We start from the raw sequence: 19,014 nt of genomic DNA, 5'->3' as shown, positions 1-19,014 counted from the left end.
CCCTTTATGAAAGGCTTATCCTCAGCTTCAGCCTGCCGCCATTCCCGGCGACGGATTTTGTCTATCACCTCGTTGTAGTTGGCGATAATGTGAAACTTGTCGTATACGATGTCAGCGTCGGGAAGGTGTTCTCTGACCGAGGCTTGGTAACTTCCCCCTCGGTCAATACCAACACACTCAATAGGCGCCTTTTGCTCTTGAGTCAGGCTGCTCAGGAACTGATCCAGCGTTGCTTTACGTTTGCCTTCCCCGAGAAACAGGGTCTCACCTGTATCAGCATTCAGGACAACTGTCAGATAGTGGTGCCCCTTGCCAATGGACTTCTCGTCAATCAGTAGTGCTCGTATGTTATCCAGACCAGGTGCAGGCAGAGTCTTCATGAGCACCTCTTTATCCCAGCGCCGCGCGGTGTGATGGGAGATAGGGATGAACTCTGGCACCTTATTGCATGGCATGTATCGGCATAGGTGGCTGACATGCTGTTTCAGGCGGTCGGTGGCCTGTGCCTTGGGCGCCAGCCCAGGAGGTGTGATGGTTTCAAAATGCTTGCAGTGTGAGCAGCGCCCTTGGTAAACAGTGAAATGCAACTGCACACTGAGGGTGCCCAGCGGCAAGTCCAGCACAGTTCGCTCTGTCTCCCTCATCTTCCCCATAGAGTTGTGGCACTGACTGCATTTCAGTTGCTGTAGACGACCATCTCTGCGCAGATAAACCGTTGCGCTGGAATTATCCCAGTCGATATCTATATGGTCGATTACCCAGCCAAGAAATGAGAACATAGGGCGGAGTGAGGGTGTTGCAGACATGTACTGATCCTTCAGTAAAGTTGATCCGTTCAAATCAATCTTTGCCTGAAGGCTATTTCTGTTTCAACCCCTCACTTTCTTCAGCCAACCTGAGAAAGCCCCCCTTTTCTTAACTTTCTTGGTGCTCGGCTTAACAGCGAATACCAGCGCACCACCGGAGAAAAATTTCCCGCGAAAGCATTCGACGACATCTGCACAATTGCTGTTCATATGAATAACCTGTGTCCATCCCATGGGTATGGTTCTTTTCATAGAAGGCATCGGGTTTATTTCCCTGATCGTATTCACCCAGGACCAATTCTTTCAGGCAGCAAACACAGTGTATTAAGAACCGTTCTGGACGACATTCTCACTGAGCACTTGGGTTTTAAGAGATCTGTTAATTTTATTGGATTTGTACCCTGCAAATACGCAAACCTTTACGCCAGTGAAAATGGCTTTACTGATGATTATTTAACCAGCTCTCCGCTTCACAACAAATACACCCACTTAATACAACAAGGCTCAAGAGCCGTAGAAGGATTGCTAAAAAGACAACATTACCCACAAGTTGTGAATACGGGCGTCTGGGCAGATATGCTGGATCGTGTGACCTTCAAAAACGATAAATGCACAGAGGTTGATGATGCGCTTTCTGGCTCGGCAACAAACTCTTTAAACCACCAGTTGATCTGCGGTCTATTTTCCCGCGGAATCAGAAATATTTTGATAGAGCAGAATGAAGAATTGATGCGGGCAACTCTGGCTGAGTACTTCCATACTCCCAATACTCAATACATGCCTTTAGCAGAGTGTATTACTCAACTTGAAGGCATTTTGTTTAACCTGCATTGTGTTGAAACTTATTTACTGGATAGTTTTTTCAAAGGGATGGATCGCTATGTCCGGCGAGTAACCGTCGATGAAATGGTAACCTATGGGGACTGCCAAGGGCGCTGGAGACTCACCAACAAACCAAAGCATCCGACTTGTGCAGAAGATATTTTCTCGCTACCAACATTATCTTGTGGAGACTTTATTGTTCCCCTGACAGCGGCAGCAAAAGACAAAGGTGAACGACACTGCAAGAATGGCAGCGGGGAAAAAGTCTGCGAAGAAGCAACAACCGGATACATCATCCGGCCTTCCAGGGAAGACCGGAAAGATGTGATCAAACCAGACGATGCTTGTTAAACAGATTATCCAGCACTTTGAAAAACAGCATAAACAACCAGCTGATCAGCAGATACATCACACCGGCAGCAATATAAATCTCTTCCGGCGTATAGGTACGGGCAATAATCGTTCGCGCCATACCGGTGAGGTCAAGCAACGTGATTGTACTCGCCAGCGCACTGCCTTTAAGCATCAAAATCACTTCATTACCGTATGCTGGCAGCATAATGCCAAAAGCTCTGGGCAGGAGGATTCTGCGATACATGGTGAACTTGCTCATTCCCATTACACGACAGGCTTCCACTTCACCCTTAGGAATTGCCTGTATGGCACCACGCAGAATTTCCGCAATATAGGCCGTTGTATGCAAGCCCAGAGTAATGATGGCGCACCAGTATGGCTCTTTGAGGAATTGCCACAGGAAGCTTTCCCTGACAATTTCAAACTGAGACAGCCCGTAGTAAATCAAAAATATCTGAATCAAAAGGGGCGTGCCACGAAAGAAGAAAATATAAGCCTGTGGGATCAGGTTGAATCTCTTCTTTTCAGAAATCCGAGCCAAAGCCATCGGCACAGCCAGAACAACACCAATCACGCCTGATAACACAACCAGCTGTAGAGTAACCCAGGCGCCTTCCAGCAAGCGTGGATAGTATTCAGCGATAACAGACCAATCCATCCTTTAACCCTCCGCCAGCTTTACAGCAGTTCTCTGTACAGGCATTTCATGCCGGCGTGAGCGCTTTTCAAAATAATTCAGAAGCAGTGTCGCAATAACCGTAAGAGCCAGATACATAAGGGCCGCGGTTAAATACCAGGTGAAAGGTTCTCGTGTCGCCGTTACCGCCATCGATGTCTTACGAGTAAGCTCTTCAAGGCCAATGACAGAGATCAACGCAGTGTCTTTCATTAACACCAGAATCAGGTTACCAAGGCCAGGTAACGCCACGCGCCAAACCTGTGGCAGCTGTATGCGAAAGAAAATTCGCCTTTTGCTCATACCCAAAGCTTCAGCTGCTTCTTTCTGCCCGGGATGTATCGCCAAAAAAGCGCCACGAAAGACTTCTGTCGCATAGCCGCCAAACGTTAAGCCAAGAGCAATAACACCAGCAATAAATGGGCTTAATTCTATATATTCGTTGTAACCAAACTGCGAAGCGATGAACATTAACAGCCGTGTAGAACCAAAATAAATCAGAAAAACAATAAGAAGCTCGGGGATTCCCCGGATAATGCCAACGTACCCATCCCCAAGCCAGCGTATGGGGCGCGTCTTCGACATTCTGGCAGACGCCCCCAGCAAACCAAGACAAATGCCTACCACGGTTGCTGCCAGGGTGATTTTCACGGTCATCACCATGCCCGCTAAAAGCTGTGCGGTAAAACCATCAAATAGACCATCAAATAACAAAACAGGTCATCCTTTAAACGAAGTACTGCAATCGTCTTTATTGTTATAGCCACAACCTGAATGTCAGGCTGTGGCAGCACCATTAATAAATGGAGAAAGGGAAGTACTTGGCGTTGATCTGTTCGTAAGTACCATCTTCACGAATGGCTTGCAGAGCATTATTCAGTTTCTGCTTCAGCTCGTCGTTCTTGCGGATAGCAATACCAATCTTGTCATTCTTGGCGAAAGCTTCGCCTTTGTACTCAAAGTTCTGGCCTGCTTCACTTTTCAGCCAGTCATAAGTTGGCAGTTCATCAGAGATAGCACCATCCAGACGGCCTGCGATGAGATCCAGATAAACAGCTTCCTGATTATCGTAGAGCTTAACTGTTACAACATCAGCCAGGTTGTCTTCCAGGTACTGGCCACCAACAGTAGAACGCTGGGCACCGATGACCTTGCCTTTCAAACCAGCTTTGGTGATATCCAAAGTTTTATCTTTCGCACCCAGAAAACGCAGACCACCAGAGTAATAATGATTCGTGAAATCAACCTGTTTCAGGCGCTCTTCAGTGATAGACATACTGGCTACTATAGCGTCGAACTTGCGGACCTTCAGTGCTGGGATCATGCCATCCCAATCCTGAGCAACGACTTCACAGTCAGCTTTCATCTTTGCACACAGAGCATTGGCGATATCTACATCGAAGCCAGCCAGCTGCCCTTGTTCATTAACAAAGTTAAAAGGAGCCCAGGCACCTTCTGTGGCAATACGGATTTTGTCTCCAGCCATTGCCATCGAACTTGCTAAAACACCCGCTGCCAGCGCACCGGCCTTCATCCACTTGTTCATTTTCTGCTCCGCTGTTTTCTAGTTGTGTTTATGTTCTTGTGAAACTTCTATTTTTTATAAACAACCTGTCTGCTGCCTTATACGGCTGTTGCCAGGAATTCCCGGCAACGGGCAGACTGGGCTGAACCGAATACTTCATCCGGTGTGCCCTCTTCTTCCACGCGCCCCTGATGAAGAAAAACAATCCGGTCAGAAACTTCCCGGGCAAACTTCATCTCATGGGTCACAATCAGCATGGTGCGGCCTTCATCTGCGAGGCTGCGCATCACACCAAGCACTTCACCCACCAGCTCTGGGTCAAGTGCAGAAGTAGGTTCATCAAATAGCATTACCTGAGGCTCCATAGCCAATGCTCTGGCAATGGCTACCCGTTGCTGCTGCCCTCCAGACAACTGTGCAGGGTAGTAATGAGCACGATCCGCCAACCCAACCTTCTCAAGCAATGATTCCGAAAATTCCTTTACCTGGGCTTTGGAACGGTTCAAAACATGAATCGGAGCTTCCATGACATTTTCAAGAATGGTCATGTGTGGCCAGAGGTTGAAGTTCTGGAATACAAAACCTAACCGGGAGCGGATAGCTGCTAACTGTTTTTCATCTGCAGCTTCCATAGAGCCGTCAGATCGAGTCTGCAGGCGGAGTTCTTCACCATTGACAGCAATCTGCCCCTGACAGGGATTTTCAAGAAGGTTAATGCAGCGAAGGAGAGTACTTTTTCCGGAGCCACTGGAGCCTAGAATGGAGACCACATCACCATCATGGGCTGTTAAAGACACGCCTTTAAGGACTTCAAGATCCCCAAAACGTTTGTGAATATCTGTCAGCTCTAGTGCGACAGGTGCCTGGTACATCTGACCCCCGGTCTTTATTCAAATAATATTTTTGTTATCTGTTCTGACGCCATAACTTACCCTGTCAACGCATTGGCTTCCAGAAAAAAACCCGTTTTAGAGCCAATCCCACCACTTTTGAGCACATATCCGCTAAGCAAACCTGACTATCTGGTTAAGTCATATTTTGTCTACTCAGGGGATCCGGATATGAGGGGGCGTTATGAAAGCGTTTTATCCATTGGTAGTATTATTTTCACTGATCACTTTCCGGCAGCAGTTCAGAATCAACTGATTGAGCCAGAAATCCTGCTCTCAAACCCAGGTCAATGAAGGGGCCGAGGCCGCACTAACTATATAAGCCTTGAAGACCTCACTAATGACCCGGTGAACTAACTCATAAGAGATAGATATCCATCTCTGTAACTCGAGAAATGAAATTTATAACCCGCATCCAGAATCCTCTGATTGCGGCATCGCTTACTTCCTCCTCGCCCGCCACCATGTATCTCACAGGTTGGCGTCACCCCCATCTGTTGAGCCAGCCACAAAGTCACCTCTGATAATGGGGCTGGGTCAGAATCTACTCCAAGATAAAGGGGGTGCACACACTTGCCATGCTTTTCCAGCTCGATCAGGTGAGCCAGCATTCCTGCACAGTCGTCAGCATGAATGCGATTACCAAAGATCACCGGGTCATTGCTGTATACTTCACCACCCTGCACCTTCTTCAACATGTAATTGCGCCCCGGCCCATAAATGCCGCCGAAACGAACAACAGTCGCAGGTAAATCAGAATCCAGAACCAGCTTTTCAGACTCCAGCATAACCTTGCCGTTAAATCGCTCAGGGTGTGTTGGTGAAACTTCATCAACCCACTCTCCAGTAACCTGATGATAAACAGCCGTACTTGAAGTGAAAAAAAGACGTTTCAGCTGATTCTTATTGTTTTTCAGTTTGTTGACAACACGCCCAAGGCCTTCAAAGTAAATCTTGCGATACCCCTCTTCTCCCTGCCGGCCTGCCGCTGCACAATACACGACAAAGTCTATATGATCTGGCCACTCCCCCAGTTCTCCGGCAGCCAAATCTGCGGCAACAGGGTTAACGCCTTCTGGTAATCGGGAAACATCCCGGCGTAAGCCATAAACTTTATGCCCCAGACTCAAAAGCTCTATCGCTAAACGGCTCCCCACATCTCCACAGCCAACTATCAGGGTTACCGGAGTTTCTTTAGAGAAAGCCATATTTGCCCTCACAAACATTTCAAAAGTAATCAGACTCAGCTTTATGCCGGATTTGGTTTATTATTCTCACGCCAGTTAATAGAAAAAATTAATTGACGGCAAGGTATCAACAATAGAGCAAGCTGAAGGTTTTATCTCTGCGCTCGTAGTTTATAACCAGTACCACAGCTGGTTGATAGCAGTATTCGGCTGTTCCAACTGTTTAAATTTACAGTATTATTAGCCAATGACTCTGACCGAACTCAAATACATCGTTGCACTCGCCCAAGAGTGCCATTTTGGCAAAGCCGCAGAACGCTGCTTTGTCAGTCAACCCACTTTGAGCGTGGGTGTAAAGAAACTGGAAGATGAACTTGGCGTCGCCATTTTTGAGCGGAGCAAATCCGCTGTCAGGGTTACGCCCCTCGGCAGCAAAGTTGTTGAACAGGCTCAGAAAGTTCTGGAAGAGTCATCAGCCATCAAGTCCATTGCCAACGAAGGTAAAGATCAGCTTTCCAGCCCTCTGCGGATTGGCACCATTTTCACCATTGGCCCTTACCTTCTGCCACATATGGTGCCGCAACTTCGTCGCATAGCTCCAGATATGCCGCTGTACGTTGAAGAAAACTTCACCCATGTGCTGCGCCACCGCCTGCGCCTCGGTGAACTGGACGCCATCATCATTGCCCTGCCATTTACTGAGGCCGATGTTGTCACTAAAGCTTTGTACGATGAATCCTTTTCTGTTCTGATGCCCGGAAACCATCCATGGTCCAACCGGGATGAAATACCGGTTAATGATCTGGCGGAAACTGATCTTCTTCTGCTGGGTCAGGGGCACTGTTTCAGAGATCAAATTCTCGAAGCCTGCCCGGCTCTCACCAATAAAGACGACAACAGTCACAAGAAAACAACCATCGAGGCCACCTCGCTGGAAACCATGCGCCATATGGTTGCTTCCGGAATGGGTGTCACTGTTCTGCCACAATCCGCCATGGGCAGCAGCAACCATTACGCAGAAAATATGCTCACTACTCGCCCCTTTAGCGATCCGGCTCCAGGCAGAACAGTAGCTCTTGCCTGGCGGGCAAGCTTTCCACGCCTGAAAGCAATAGATGCACTGGAAAAAGCCGTACGACAGTGTCCAGTAATTAAAGGCTGATAAGGAGATCGGGTGGTTCAGTCAGCAGCCAAAGCTTTGCACGAAGTTCCTGTCACGACACTGAAAGGTGTGGGGGCAGCGCTGGCTGAAAAACTGGCAAAGATTGGCATCAAAACCCTTCAGGATTTGCTGTTCCACCTGCCTCTTCGTTATCAGGACAGAACCCGCATCACGCCTATCGGATCACTGCAGTTTGGCCTTGATGCTGTTGTTGAAGGTCAGATTGCCGGTGTTGATATTGCCATGGGGCGCAGGCGCAGCCTGGTCTGCAAAGTCAAAGACGGCACTGGCATCATAACTTTACGTTTTTTTCATTTCAGTGCCGCACAAAAGAACAGTTTGAAAAGAGGCTCAACCGTTCGCTGTTTTGGCGAGCCTCGCCGCGGGGCGCATGGACTGGAACTTTACCATCCAGAATACCGGGTTCTTAATGACGATAACCCCGATGCTGTTGAGGAAACCCTGACTCCAGTTTATCCCGCCACCGAAGGGCTCACTCAGTTACGCATTCGCGGATTATGCCAACAGGCTCTGCAATTTTTACAACATCCGGAAGCGTTACAGGAGTGGCTGCCCGAACCAGTTCGCCGCCCTTACAACCTCTGGCAATTAACAGATGCTGTGCGTTTTCTGCATCACCCACCGCCCGATGCGGATGTTTTCCAGATTATGGAAGGGCAACACCCGGCTCAGAAGCGCCTTGCCTTTGAAGAATTACTAGCTCATCACCTGAGCTTGCAACAGATTCGCCAGCGTGTTCGCAGACAACAAGGTCTGGCACTTCATGGCACCAGCGAGCTTGTGGACAAATTCCTCAACAATTTGCCGTTCACACCCACAGGTGCGCAGCAAAGGGTTGCCCAAGAAATACGGAAAGACCTGTCTTCCGAATCACCCATGTTGCGCCTTGTTCAGGGGGATGTTGGTTCAGGTAAAACTGTTGTCGCTGCACTCGCAGCATTGCAGGCTGTGGAGAGCAAATCCCAGGCTGCGTTAATGGCTCCTACCGAGATTCTGGCCGAACAGCACTACAACAACTTCCACAACTGGCTGAAGCCTTTAGGCATTACCGTTGCGTGGCTTACGGGCAAAACCAAAGGCAAAAAACGTGAACAGCAGATGGAGCTGATTCGCTCTGGTGAAGCCGAAGTTGTTGTTGGTACCCACGCCCTGTTTCAGAGTGACGTGGAATTTCGCCATTTAGCCTTGGCAATTATTGACGAACAACATCGGTTTGGTGTGCATCAACGACTGGCATTACGTGAAAAAGGCCGAAATATCGGAGCCATGCCCCATCAGCTGATTATGACGGCAACCCCCATTCCAAGAACGCTGGCGATGAGTGCCTATGCTGACCTGGACTTATCAGTGATTGATGAACTGCCCCCCGGCCGAACTCCTGTTAACACAATTGTTATGGGCGACGACCGTCGCCCACAGGTTATTGAACGAGTTCGAGCCGCCTGCCTTGAAGGTCGACAAGCCTATTGGGTTTGTACGCTTATTGAAGAGTCCGAAGCGCTGCAGTGCCAGGCTGCAGAGGTAACGGCTGAAGAGCTTCAGAAAACACTGCCTGAACTTTCTATCGGTTTAATACATGGCCGTATGAAACCGGCTGAGAAAGCTGAAGTGATGGCCGCATTTAAGGAAGGCCATTTGCATCTTCTGGTTGCGACAACGGTGATAGAAGTTGGTGTTGATGTTCCCAATTCCAGTCTGATGATCATTGAAAACCCTGAACGGCTCGGTCTTGCCCAGCTTCATCAGCTCCGCGGTCGTGTTGGCCGGGGCAGTATTGCCAGCCATTGTGTGCTGATGTATCACCCTCCACTGTCTCAACAAAGCAAAGAACGTTTGCAGGTCATGCGCGATTCCAGTGATGGATTTGTCATTGCAGAAAAAGATCTGGATCTTCGTGGCCCGGGAGAAGTTCTAGGCACTCGTCAGACAGGCCTGGTGCAGTTCCGGGTTGCCGACCTTGAACGAGACAAGATACTGCTTGAAAGTATTAAGAGCTCCGCAGAACAACTACTGCAGGAGGCGCCTACCCACGCACAACCTTTAATTGACCGCTGGTTACCCATGGGTGACTGCTTCGCTGACGCCTGAACTCTTTTCCCTATTGATCTATAGTTCCTGCAAGGGAATACAAAGGTCATAAATATGGACTCTTCCAGGATTCCACCGAAAACTGGCAGACAAAACAGCACGGGCAGTACAGACAGCGGGGTTAGCAGTGCTTCCAGTGAAACCTCCGTTGACTCAAAAGAAGCTTTTCTCAGGGAAACCCGGCCAACCAGTGTCGACTCACAACTTTCCAACCAGAATACTGACTCTCAATTACCTGGACCAAGCTATAAAAATCTCCAAAAACGCGAAGTCGATAAGTTTTACGTAGCTGAATCTGTAGGTCAGGGCTGGACAAACAACCTGCTCGAACTTTATGAACAGGGCAAAACGCTGTGTGCAGCCTTCAACTCATTTAATGGCACTTTGGGGGATATTGTGCGAGATCCCAAATGTGACCGGGCGCTACAGCAACTATTGGTGCTTTTTGGAAATAAAAAGATTCCCGGTGCTCTGGAGGGGGGTCTCGCACAGGAAAGTGCAAGGGATAGCTTGCGTAGACAAATGGAAGTCGTGCAGCTGCATGAGAAATGGGCTGCCATTGAAGAATACGCCAGAGAAGTTCTCAAATATATCCCAATGATTGCAGCAATATCTCCACTCTCTCCAAGAGAGATGGATGAGGCAGCTATAGAGCTACAAAAAGCAAACAATGATGCGGTTCAGCTCATGAATCAGTCATCCCCCGGAGGTAAATCAAAGAAAAACAAACGGACGAAGGAGATTGTGGCCAAACAGAAAGCAGCCAGCGAAAGGTTCCTTGCATTACAGAAAGAGTATTACGAGAAAGTAAAAGAGAGAGTTCAGGGGCTGGGGCCATTTACAGATAAACTTAAAGAAGCAACCGACCAAATATCCGATCATCACCTGAAAACTTACTTGCGGCCATGCACTGAAGCGGCGCGCTCTGATGTAAAAGTCCCCGTCGTTCCCGGAGAAAAACATAAAAAGCTGGCATGGGAAGTAGAAAGTGTGAGTGGTTCTCTACTGATTGGATGCACCAACCTTGCTCCAAATCTCGAATATTTCGCCAAAAATTATTTTTTATTCCTCGCAAGGGGCGGACGCGCTCATCTGCTTGCAAAACAAGCTGACAGGCTGAGCCCCAAGTCTGAGGCTGAACAAGCATCCAGGGCGAATCAGGCCCTACTGGACGCACTTCCAAAAAAGCCTGAATCTTTGTAACACAAAGACTCTGGCTTTCTTGATGATGAAGAAAAGTTTGATTAGCAGTAAGCCATCCGAATCTGGCGATACTCCGGGCTCCAGAAACGAGAGCGAATAAGCTCCTTCAAATCTTCTTCAGAGCGTTCTGGTGCCAGACCTTCTTTCTGCGCCTGCAGAGCTACAGCCAAAGCCATTTTACAGATTACATCCTGAACCTTTTCCAGCTCTGGAAGCAGTACAGCTTTACGATCAGTCGCCGCCGGAGAACAGTTCGCCAGAGTTTCTACAGAAATATCCAGCATGGCATCGGATACTTTCGTTGCACCGCAGGCCATAACGCCAAGACCCAGACCAGGGAAGATATAAATATTGTTACACTGGGCAACCGGGTAAGCGCGCCCCTTATACTCAACCAGCTCGAATGGGCTGCCAGTCGTAATAAGCCGCAACAGGTGCCAGCATGGCTATCGCCTGGCTGCTGGGCGGAGACTTTGAAACGGCCAGCCGTACTGTTTTCAACATGTTTGGTGATGTGACAGGCATGTTCTGTGATAGCGCTAAAATGGGCTGCTCACTGAAAGTTTCTGCTGCTGTTAAAGCCGCTTTGATGGTGCTGGATGGTACCCGCATATCTGGTCATGAAGGCATTATCGAAAATGACCTGGAAAAGACCATTGATAATATTGGCCTGTTAGGCAATCAGGGAATGGAAGAAACAGATGCCATGATTTTGAAAATCATGACAGTGAAATAAGTCAATCCCTCTAAACGTAAAAAGGTGCACTTAGACAAACCCCTTTTTACGTTTTATTAGATCTGCCAGAGCAATCAGGCAGCCTTTTTTTTCTTCTTTGGCACAACCATTGCTGCTATCCCCTGAAACCACATCAGGCTCATAGGATTGCCTTCAACACGAATGCTCTTGTCCTGAATACCTTTCATAAATGCAAGCTGGGCATTCTTGGCAGTAAGCGCTGCAAAGCCTTCCTGAGATGACTTAAAACGCAAGCTGAACTCAGGTTCTACAGCTGTTCCGCTTTTGCTGGTCACCTTATTATTCTTCACGGTAAAGTTACGGCACACACCATCATCACTGGAAATCTCAAAGGACATGTCCTTTCCTTCCAGTTTCTTTTGAAACGCAGAATTATTGGCACTGGCTCGCTTCATAAGAAAGCCCAAACCTAAAAGCAGCAACCGAAACTTCACAGATACTTCCCCTACTCTGGATAACCAGCAAGCATTCTATAGACAAACCGGCTCCAGACCAGTGCATTTTTGCCCTGATTGGTAGTTAATAGAGTCAACAATGGGGAAATAGAAAAATAACAGGGAGGAGTTTGAATGTGCTGGCAAGAGGCTAAGTGTGAGAGACACGTGCCAGCACAGGAAACAAATTACTTGTTCACAGCTTCTTTCAAAGACTTACCTGGCTTGAAAGCAACGGTGTTACTGGCAGGAATTTCCATAGGCTGACCGGTTTGTGGGTTTTTACCGGTACGGGCACCACGGGCACGCTGAGTGAAAGAACCGAAACCGATCAGGTTTACTGATTCCTGACGCTCCAGCGCCTGAGTGATTTGTTCAATGATAACTGACAGTGCCTGACCAGCTTTATCTTTGCTCAGGTCTGTCTGATCTGCAATAGCAGCAACAAGTTCGGGCTTGCGCATAGCTCCCTCTCGAATCCGTTTTATTTATGATTGTTTTTATTTTTTCCCTGAAGAGCTCATCCAAAGCTCTCAACTGAGAACAGGCAGCACTAACTTATTAGCGTTTTCGAGCTTTATAAGTGCCAGCACTGAATCAACCTTAAAACAGCGTTTATTGAAGGGCAATACCATTTATCACCTTATATAAGGCTAAAAACGTCACTCTCAGCAAAAAACATACAAAAACCATAAAGATAGCCACCATCATTGATGTTCAATGTTTTTTCAAAAAGCATACGGACGCCACGTACAAATACTTGCACCAGCGTGTTTTATCCATCATGCTGCGGCAAAATACGGCTTGGATGCGCTGGAGAAATTAAGTAACACTATGCCGTCTCGCCCCCTTAATCTGGACACACAACATTGGTATGACACGGACACTTTGCCGTGGAGCATTCCCGAACACTGGAAACACTGGTTGCTGGATACCGGTTCATTAACAGCCCGGCTCAAAAAAAACTTTCCTGGCACCTTTGAAGTACAGGTTTTGTTCCATGAGTGGGACAGACCTACTCCAGATGAACGCAGTTTTCTTTCTATCTCTCAGAGGGAACAGGCCAGTATCCGGGAGGTTACTCTGCTCTGTAATGGCGTACCTAAAGTCTTCGCCAGAAGTATTCTTCCTGCTTCCAGCCTTGAGGGGAAGAACCGTCAGCTGCTGTTTCTGAAGGATCGCCCCCTCGGTGCATTTCTGTTTTCTCAACCCGATCTCAAGCGCGGCCCGATTGAGCTAACCCGTACAACCGATTCTGCAAATAGAGACATTTGGGGAAGAAGGTCACTTTTCACCCTCAATCACAAACCTCTCGCTGTTTGCGAATATTTTTTGCCTGAAGAAACCTGCATGAAAAACAACCAGACGACAGCGGGAGTTCTGCCCGTATGAGCAGCATGCCGACCTCTGCATCAACCCGGTTGGAAAACTATATTCAAATCACTCGTTTTAACCGGCCTATCGGCACATTCTTGTTGTTATGGCCAACGCTCTGGGCACTCTGGATAGCGGCTGATGGCTGGCCGAATCCTGGCCTGATTATCATTTTCTCGATCGGCACACTCCTCATGCGTTCTGCCGGATGTGTAATTAACGATTTTGCGGACCGAAACCTGGATGGCCACGTAAAACGCACTCAGAATCGTCCGATGGCAACAGGCCAAGTTTCAAAAAAAGAGGCATTGCTGCTTTTCTCCGCACTGTTAACCGCCTCTTTTCTACTGGTTTTGCTTACAAATGCATTAACTATTCAACTCTCTTTCGCTGGAGCAGCTCTGGCTATTATCTATCCGTTTATGAAACGGTTTACTAATCTTCCGCAGTTTGTTCTTGGAGCAGCTTTTGCCTGGGGTATCCCTATGGCCTGGGCGGCACAAACAGAAGCAGTCGCGCCTGTTTCGTGGTTAATGTTTGCCGGATGTCTGTTATGGATTGTGGCTTACGATACCCAATATGCCATGGTAGACCGGGATGACGACCTGAAAATCGGTATTAAATCCACTGCTATTCTTTTTGGTCGATATGACAATCTGATCATCCAGATTTTACAGGGGCTCACTCTGGGAATACTGGTTATTACCGGATTGATTACCAGTTCCGGAGTTGCTTACTATCTTGGCCTTGCCGGAATGGCCGGAGTATTTTTCCACCAGCGTCGTATGACCCAGAACAGAGACCGGGATGAATGCTTTAAAGCATTTCTCTCTAACCATTGGGCTGGGCTGGCTGTTCTTATCGGCATTATTGTTGATCGTTGCCTAATTATTTAAATGAGCTTAGAACTTTCCCAACAGCTGGCACCTTATCTTCCCGCCGGTACAGAATCCCTTTGTGCCAGCTGGCTGTTGAATGACAATATTCAAATGCGTATCTCCCGCCCTAGAAAAACCAAACTTGGAGACTTCAGGCCAGCAGCCCGGGGATTACCCCACAGAATCAGTGTAAATTGTGACCTTGAGCCAGTGCAGTTTCTTATAACCTTTGCCCATGAGGTCGCACATGTGCACACCTGGAACCAGCACGGAAGAAAGGTGGCGCCCCACGGTGAAGAATGGAAAACAAACTACCGGGAGAAGCTCCACGAACTGCTTGCGCTGAAAGTTCTGGATGCTGAAACAACACATGCACTCCAAAAACACAGCATTAATCCTAAAGCCAGCAGTGGTCACGACAACCACCTGCAAACTCTACGCAAACCAGTAAATGGCAAAACCCTGAATGATTTATCGCCAGGTGATATTTTCCAGATAGAGAACAAAAAAACCTTTAAAGTCATTAAAAAGCTACGTAAGTACTGGGTTTGTCTGGAACCGTCTACGAAGCGTCACTACCGAGTGCTTGGCACTCTTCCCGTCGTCCTGAAATGACCAGAAAAAATAACTAATTTTGTGCTTATAAGTTTCTGTCATTTAACTGTAACATTGAGGCGTTGTAATTCTCAGGCAGATCCTAAGGGGGAACCTTCTGAGCCATGACAACAACCAGCAAAATTCTCATAGTTGACGATGAAGCTCCAATCAGAGAGATGATCGTTGTTGCTCTAGAAATGGCTGGTTATCACTGCCTTGAGGCAGAGGATGCCAGAACGGCTCACGCCCTGATCGTGGACCAAAATCCAGACCTTATTCTTCTAGACTGGATGCTTCCGGGTGTTACCGGTATTGAGCTAGCCCGACGCCTAAAGCGTGATGAACTGACCTCTGGCACCCCTATCATCATGCTCACCGCAAAAAGCGAAGAAGATAACAAGATTCAGGGGCTGGAAAGCGGCGCCGATGATTACATCACAAAACCTTTCTCTCCGCGCGAGCTTGTTGCCCGCCTTAAAGCCGTTTTACGCAGAACAGCAGCTGCCGGCCAGAGTGAACCTATTGAAGTTCTGGGCGTAATGCTCGACCCAATCAGCCACCGAGTATCTATTGATGGCTCCCCCGCCGAAATGGGGCCAACCGAATATCGTTTACTCCAGTTTTTCATGACTCATCAGGAACGGGCTTACACCAGAAGTCAGTTGCTTGACCATGTTTGGGGGGGTAATGTTTACGTTGAAGAACGAACTGTTGATGTTCATATTCGCCGCCTGCGAAAAGCATTAGGCAACGGCCATGAAAAGCTGATCCAGACAGTAAGGGGTACAGGATACCGTTTTTCCATGAAGGTATAACCGGAGTTTCGACCGGCGGTTGAGCCGGATCCAAAATGGATTTGTTGACATAATAAGACCGGATAAAATGTGAACCATAACTGGCTAATTGAAGTTATTAAGCGCCTGGTTCTGATGCTGGGTATCTGTTTTGGGATTGGACTGTTAACCGGACAAACCCTTTCTATCCTCTTGATAGGCTGCGGAGCCTATCTTGTCTGGACTCTGAAAAATGTTTTTCAGCTCATTAGCTGGCTGGAAATGTCCTCTTCCTCCTCTGAGCTTATAGAACCTCCCAGTGGTCATGGCCTTTGGGGAGAAATGTTCGATAGCATGTACCGCCTGATGCGTAAACAAGAACGGGCGCACAACCGTCTTAAAGCTGTCATTAATCGTTTTCAGCAATCCACTACAGCCCTTAAGGATGCCGTTGTTCTAACCAATGATCAGGGCCAGATTGAATGGTGGAACCCTGCAGCTGAACATATCCTCGGTTTTCGCAATCCGGATGATGTAGGGCAGCAGGTTACCAACCTGATTCGTCACCCGCGCTTCGCCCGTTATTTTGAAAGTGAGTCCTATCAGGAGCCATTAATGCTCCCTTCTCCGGTTTCTGCCGAGAAGAGACTGCTCTATTCCATTACGATTTATGGCCCGAACAATCGTCTTTTGGTTGTACGGGATAGCACCCGGGTATTCCAACTTGAGCAGATGACGAAAGATTTCGTAGCTAATGTTTCTCATGAATTGAGAACGCCGTTAACTGTGATTTCTGGTTACGTAGAAACTCTTTCCGACAGTCTTGTTTTAATGCCAGAGCCTCCGCCACCAATGCTGCCTAAGGCTCTGGGCCAGATGCAGAATCAGTCAGATAGAATGGCAAATATCATTGAAGACTTGTTAATTCTCTCGAAGCTGGAAACAGCCGATAGCCTGCAAGATCTCACGCCTATACCTGTTGCTGAACTATTGGATGAGATTGCTAAAGATGCACGATCCTTTAGCGGAGAAAGAAACCATACGATTGACGTATCTTGTAAATCAGGTACGCAAATTCTAGGTAACGAAAAAGAGCTTCGCAGCGCAATTTCAAATCTGGTATTTAATGCCGTTAAATACACGCCGGACGGCGGCTTTATCAAGTTAAAATGGGTTGTTGAACTTAATACTGGCTATCTGTCAATCAAAGATAACGGCATCGGTATCGAGCCCCAACATATTCCCCGCCTGACAGAACGGTTCTACAGAATCGACAAGAGCAGACATGCATCAACAGGAGGCTCAGGACTTGGCCTCGCAATAGTTAAACATGTCCTGCTCAGACACGATGCAACGCTAATGGTAAAAAGCAGACCAGGAAGAGGTAGTAGTTTTACCTGCCACTTTCCTCAAAGTCGCTTAGTAAAAGAGGCTGCTTGATAAGAAAATCAGCGTGATTCAATGATGCAGTCTGACCTTTCCTTGCCAGAACGCTGCAGATAATCCTGAAATATTTTTGGAGCACGGCCAGTCAGCGAACCTTCCCACTGATGGACGCTTCCGTCACTATCCTGATATTCAAACAGGAAGCGTTTGATATTGCGTTTTTTCTTTTCCCCAGGCAGCGTCTGACCAAAGTCTTCCAGAGAAACCCCACGCTCCTCCATAAGTTTTCGTATAGCATCAATGCTATTTTTTTTCTCTTGAAGCTTCTCTTTTTCCGCGCTGACAGCTTCGCGTTTTTCTTCCAAAACATCCTGTAATCTGGAAACAATTCTCTCCAGATCTTCAATGTGCACATCCCGGAACAACCCGCGCATACGGGTTTTGCTGCTCAAGCGGTGCATCACTTCCTCGAATATATTCACGAATCAGACCCTCGCTTCTGACACAATAAAGGCGATTGAAAAATAGGTAATAGACTCCAGACTGACAACTGCAAATCATTTTATTTTCAGATTTTAAAAATAGGAATAGATAAGATCATATTCCCATTTTTAATAACCATAATATATTCTGCAGTGCGATGTGCTTTTTATTGTTGCGACATCATTTGTTGTATTGATGGCTAGATTGCTTTTTCCGGGCAAACCATTACAGCCAGTGAACGTACACTAGGTAACACCAGAATATTCATGGTAAATGCAATCGGCCAGGAGATAATAAAACTACGCATCCATCCCATAAATGTCATGTGATCCAGACCATTATTGATTGTTGAAATCAGGCCAGACATAACCAGAGACATAACACCGGCCCCTAAAATAGAGGTCACCCAAAACAACTTTCTATTCACTAAAAAAACCTTCAAAAAATGCTCTTGCTATAAACTATCGCCAGATGAATACTTTCGCCTTATGGAAAAAACACGCAGTTTTTAAAACATGAATTCCATATTTGGAAACTTCGACGACCTTTATCTTTTCTGCCACGTTGTTGAGAGTGGCTCTCTTCAAAAAGCTTCCCAGAACCTGCACTTACCGGTATCGACCATGTCCCGTCGCCTGACCGCACTGGAGGGTCGCCTTGGTGTTCGGTTGCTTGAGCGCAAGGGTCGAAATCTTTCAGCCACGCAAACAGGTCAGATTTTTTTCAATCGCCTCTCCGGAGAATTCGAACAAAGTGAGATGGAACTGGCAGAACTTCTTTATGAAGAACAACAAATAAAGGGCAATATTCGTCTGATTGTCCCTTACACCATATACCAGTCTGGCATTGGTGATCTCGTTGAAGAGTTTATTCTTGATTATCCGAAAGTCTCCATAGATATTCGCCTAAATCTGGACGACAGTGTGCCGGAGTCAGACAGAGACCTGGTTCTTGGGTTTAACTCCGGCAGGCAATCAGATCTGATTGCACGGCCATTTATGAAATCCTGCGATGGCCTGTATGCCTCGAAATCTTATCTCGACAAGCATGGAGAACCACACACAATTGAAGAACTGGATACTCACGACTGGATAAGCGTTCAACAAAAAAGAGTGCTGCATTTCACCATGCCAGAGCGAGATGCTTTTTCTTACAGAATTAAGGCACGAATGGTTGTTAATGATGTAAAAATGCTGATTCGAGCTGTGGAAGCTGGCATCGGCATTGGTTCAATTCCCATTCACCACCTTCCAGATAAGAACAATCTGGCTCAGGTACTCCCCCAACATCAGCTGGAAGTTCGCCAAGCCTATCTTTATTACCGAAGACGAAAGCACCAACCTAAAGCTCTGACGCTTCTTATCGACAAATTACTCACACATCAGCATAAGATCACAGGGCTGAGCATGTAAATCGCAATATTTATGGCCGTTTCTGCGCTTCATCCAAGGTATTTTCGACAGGAAAACGTCTATACCAATCCACAAAGTGATTTCACCCCATTTCGGTAAAGTCTGGCTTCTGCCCAACGCTATACTCAAATTGACTTTACAGACCGGGCTGAATGTTTTCTCTGAACCTTCTGCTCCAGTGTGGAA

General features: G+C 47.3%; 22 protein-coding genes. 11 read left to right on the top strand and 11 right to left on the bottom strand.

Translation table 11 applies throughout. The features are described 5' to 3' along the window. The coding region (locus QMA35_RS07325; protein WP_281646491.1) for a transposase at positions 1–806 on the bottom strand (806 nt) is incomplete at its 3' end. Positions 807–1,016: 210 nt separating this feature from the next. Here QMA35_RS07325 and QMA35_RS07320 point away from each other — a divergent pair. Next, entirely contained in the window at positions 1,017–1,979 is a 963-nt protein-coding gene (locus QMA35_RS07320) for a hypothetical protein (RefSeq protein WP_281646490.1), read from the top strand. Here QMA35_RS07320 and QMA35_RS07315 read toward each other — a convergent pair. From QMA35_RS07315 to QMA35_RS07295, 5 genes are all read right to left on the bottom strand, one after another. Continuing rightward, entirely contained in the window at positions 1,957–2,640 is a 684-nt protein-coding gene (locus QMA35_RS07315) for an ABC transporter permease (RefSeq protein WP_281646489.1), read from the bottom strand. The genes QMA35_RS07320 and QMA35_RS07315 overlap by 23 nt on opposite strands. Positions 2,641–2,643: 3 nt before the next feature. Next, positions 2,644–3,372, bottom strand: a complete 729-nt coding sequence (locus tag QMA35_RS07310; protein ID WP_281646488.1) for an ABC transporter permease — start codon at positions 3,370–3,372, stop codon at positions 2,644–2,646. 82 nt (positions 3,373–3,454) lie between these two features. After that, a complete protein-coding gene (locus QMA35_RS07305; RefSeq protein WP_281646487.1) occupies positions 3,455–4,204 on the bottom strand; it encodes an ABC transporter substrate-binding protein in 750 nt (249 codons plus the stop codon). Positions 4,205–4,281: 77 nt separating this feature from the next. Next, entirely contained in the window at positions 4,282–5,055 is a 774-nt protein-coding gene (locus tag QMA35_RS07300) for an ATP-binding cassette domain-containing protein (protein ID WP_281646486.1), read from the bottom strand. 371 nt (positions 5,056–5,426) lie between these two features. Continuing rightward, positions 5,427–6,281 (bottom strand): SDR family oxidoreductase, encoded by an 855-nt coding sequence (locus QMA35_RS07295; RefSeq protein WP_281646485.1) that lies wholly within the window; start codon positions 6,279–6,281, stop codon positions 5,427–5,429. 226 nt (positions 6,282–6,507) lie between these two features. Between QMA35_RS07295 and QMA35_RS07290 the strand changes: the two genes are divergently transcribed. The 3 genes from QMA35_RS07290 to QMA35_RS07280 are packed head-to-tail and all read left to right on the top strand — an operon-like array spanning position 6,508 to position 10,734. Next, on the top strand, positions 6,508–7,422 hold the full coding sequence (locus QMA35_RS07290; RefSeq protein ID WP_281646484.1) for a hydrogen peroxide-inducible genes activator: 915 nt from the start codon (positions 6,508–6,510) through the stop codon (positions 7,420–7,422). A gap of 12 nt (positions 7,423–7,434) precedes the next feature. Then, positions 7,435–9,531, top strand: a complete 2,097-nt coding sequence (recG, locus tag QMA35_RS07285; protein WP_281646483.1) for an ATP-dependent DNA helicase RecG — start codon at positions 7,435–7,437, stop codon at positions 9,529–9,531. A gap of 54 nt (positions 9,532–9,585) precedes the next feature. After that, entirely contained in the window at positions 9,586–10,734 is a 1,149-nt protein-coding gene (locus QMA35_RS07280; RefSeq protein ID WP_281646482.1) for a hypothetical protein, read from the top strand. 41 nt (positions 10,735–10,775) lie between these two features. On the opposite strand, the gene QMA35_RS07275 is transcribed toward QMA35_RS07280, so the two are convergent. Next, a complete protein-coding gene (locus tag QMA35_RS07275; RefSeq protein WP_281646481.1) occupies positions 10,776–11,165 on the bottom strand; it encodes a malic enzyme-like NAD(P)-binding protein in 390 nt (129 codons plus the stop codon). Between the two features lie 11 nt (positions 11,166–11,176). Here QMA35_RS07275 and QMA35_RS07270 point away from each other — a divergent pair, with 11 nt between their 5' ends. Next, a complete protein-coding gene (locus tag QMA35_RS07270; protein ID WP_281646480.1) occupies positions 11,177–11,470 on the top strand; it encodes an L-serine ammonia-lyase, iron-sulfur-dependent, subunit alpha in 294 nt (97 codons plus the stop codon). Between the two features lie 74 nt (positions 11,471–11,544). On the opposite strand, the gene QMA35_RS07265 is transcribed toward QMA35_RS07270, so the two are convergent. Both QMA35_RS07265 and QMA35_RS07260 read right to left on the bottom strand, forming a co-directional pair. Beyond that, the gene (locus QMA35_RS07265; RefSeq protein WP_281646479.1) at positions 11,545–11,925 is read right to left on the bottom strand and encodes a helicase; all 381 of its coding nucleotides are present in this window, start codon (positions 11,923–11,925) and stop codon (positions 11,545–11,547) included. 188 nt (positions 11,926–12,113) lie between these two features. Then, entirely contained in the window at positions 12,114–12,389 is a 276-nt protein-coding gene (locus tag QMA35_RS07260) for an HU family DNA-binding protein (RefSeq protein ID WP_281646478.1), read from the bottom strand. 256 nt (positions 12,390–12,645) lie between these two features. Here QMA35_RS07260 and QMA35_RS07255 point away from each other — a divergent pair, with 256 nt between their 5' ends. From QMA35_RS07255 to phoR, 5 genes are all read left to right on the top strand, one after another. Next, the gene (locus tag QMA35_RS07255; RefSeq protein WP_281646477.1) at positions 12,646–13,317 is read left to right on the top strand and encodes a chorismate lyase; all 672 of its coding nucleotides are present in this window, start codon (positions 12,646–12,648) and stop codon (positions 13,315–13,317) included. Continuing rightward, a complete protein-coding gene (ubiA, locus tag QMA35_RS07250) occupies positions 13,314–14,195 on the top strand; it encodes a 4-hydroxybenzoate octaprenyltransferase (protein ID WP_281646476.1) in 882 nt (293 codons plus the stop codon). The genes QMA35_RS07255 and ubiA overlap by 4 nt, the downstream gene beginning before the upstream one ends. Then, the gene (locus QMA35_RS07245; RefSeq protein ID WP_281646475.1) at positions 14,196–14,792 is read left to right on the top strand and encodes a hypothetical protein; all 597 of its coding nucleotides are present in this window, start codon (positions 14,196–14,198) and stop codon (positions 14,790–14,792) included. Between the two features lie 104 nt (positions 14,793–14,896). Further along, the gene (gene phoB, locus QMA35_RS07240) at positions 14,897–15,589 is read left to right on the top strand and encodes a phosphate regulon transcriptional regulator PhoB (RefSeq protein ID WP_281646474.1); all 693 of its coding nucleotides are present in this window, start codon (positions 14,897–14,899) and stop codon (positions 15,587–15,589) included. A gap of 69 nt (positions 15,590–15,658) precedes the next feature. Further along, a complete protein-coding gene (gene phoR / locus QMA35_RS07235) occupies positions 15,659–16,987 on the top strand; it encodes a phosphate regulon sensor histidine kinase PhoR (RefSeq protein ID WP_281646473.1) in 1,329 nt (442 codons plus the stop codon). 8 nt (positions 16,988–16,995) lie between these two features. Here the strand turns inward: phoR and QMA35_RS07230 are convergent, their stop codons facing one another. Together QMA35_RS07230 and QMA35_RS07225 are read right to left on the bottom strand one after the other, a co-directional pair. After that, the gene (locus tag QMA35_RS07230; protein WP_281646472.1) at positions 16,996–17,415 is read right to left on the bottom strand and encodes an H-NS histone family protein; all 420 of its coding nucleotides are present in this window, start codon (positions 17,413–17,415) and stop codon (positions 16,996–16,998) included. Positions 17,416–17,615: 200 nt separating this feature from the next. Next, positions 17,616–17,843 (bottom strand): DUF2798 domain-containing protein, encoded by a 228-nt coding sequence (locus tag QMA35_RS07225; protein ID WP_281646471.1) that lies wholly within the window; start codon positions 17,841–17,843, stop codon positions 17,616–17,618. Positions 17,844–17,931: 88 nt separating this feature from the next. Here QMA35_RS07225 and QMA35_RS07220 point away from each other — a divergent pair, with 88 nt between their 5' ends. Next, entirely contained in the window at positions 17,932–18,828 is an 897-nt protein-coding gene (locus QMA35_RS07220; protein ID WP_281646470.1) for a LysR family transcriptional regulator, read from the top strand. Positions 18,829–19,014 lie beyond the last annotated feature (186 nt).

Origin of the sequence: Parendozoicomonas sp. Alg238-R29, from assembly GCF_947331445.1 — a bacterium.
Lineage (GTDB): Bacteria > Pseudomonadota > Gammaproteobacteria > Pseudomonadales > Endozoicomonadaceae > Sansalvadorimonas.
This window is presented reverse-complemented; position numbering and strand designations above follow the sequence as displayed.

What these genes read in the sequence shown, in the direction of transcription:
- QMA35_RS07320 (WP_281646490.1), top strand. Translation starts at nt 1,017, where the DNA reads ATGAATAACCTGTGTCCATCCCATGGGTATGGTTCTTTTCATAGAAGG.
- QMA35_RS07315 (WP_281646489.1), bottom strand. Translation starts at nt 2,640, where the DNA reads ATGGATTGGTCTGTTATCGCTGAATACTATCCACGCTTGCTGGAAGGC.
- QMA35_RS07305 (WP_281646487.1), bottom strand. Translation starts at nt 4,204, where the DNA reads ATGAACAAGTGGATGAAGGCCGGTGCGCTGGCAGCGGGTGTTTTAGCA.
- QMA35_RS07300 (WP_281646486.1), bottom strand. Translation starts at nt 5,055, where the DNA reads ATGTACCAGGCACCTGTCGCACTAGAGCTGACAGATATTCACAAACGT.
- QMA35_RS07295 (WP_281646485.1), bottom strand. Translation starts at nt 6,281, where the DNA reads ATGGCTTTCTCTAAAGAAACTCCGGTAACCCTGATAGTTGGCTGTGGA.
- QMA35_RS07290 (WP_281646484.1), top strand. Translation starts at nt 6,508, where the DNA reads ATGACTCTGACCGAACTCAAATACATCGTTGCACTCGCCCAAGAGTGC.
- QMA35_RS07280 (WP_281646482.1), top strand. Translation starts at nt 9,586, where the DNA reads ATGGACTCTTCCAGGATTCCACCGAAAACTGGCAGACAAAACAGCACG.
- QMA35_RS07270 (WP_281646480.1), top strand. Translation starts at nt 11,177, where the DNA reads ATGGCTATCGCCTGGCTGCTGGGCGGAGACTTTGAAACGGCCAGCCGT.
- QMA35_RS07260 (WP_281646478.1), bottom strand. Translation starts at nt 12,389, where the DNA reads ATGCGCAAGCCCGAACTTGTTGCTGCTATTGCAGATCAGACAGACCTG.
- QMA35_RS07255 (WP_281646477.1), top strand. Translation starts at nt 12,646, where the DNA reads ATGTTTTTTCAAAAAGCATACGGACGCCACGTACAAATACTTGCACCA.
- ubiA (WP_281646476.1), top strand. Translation starts at nt 13,314, where the DNA reads ATGAGCAGCATGCCGACCTCTGCATCAACCCGGTTGGAAAACTATATT.
- QMA35_RS07245 (WP_281646475.1), top strand. Translation starts at nt 14,196, where the DNA reads ATGAGCTTAGAACTTTCCCAACAGCTGGCACCTTATCTTCCCGCCGGT.
- phoB (WP_281646474.1), top strand. Translation starts at nt 14,897, where the DNA reads ATGACAACAACCAGCAAAATTCTCATAGTTGACGATGAAGCTCCAATC.
- QMA35_RS07220 (WP_281646470.1), top strand. Translation starts at nt 17,932, where the DNA reads ATGAATTCCATATTTGGAAACTTCGACGACCTTTATCTTTTCTGCCAC.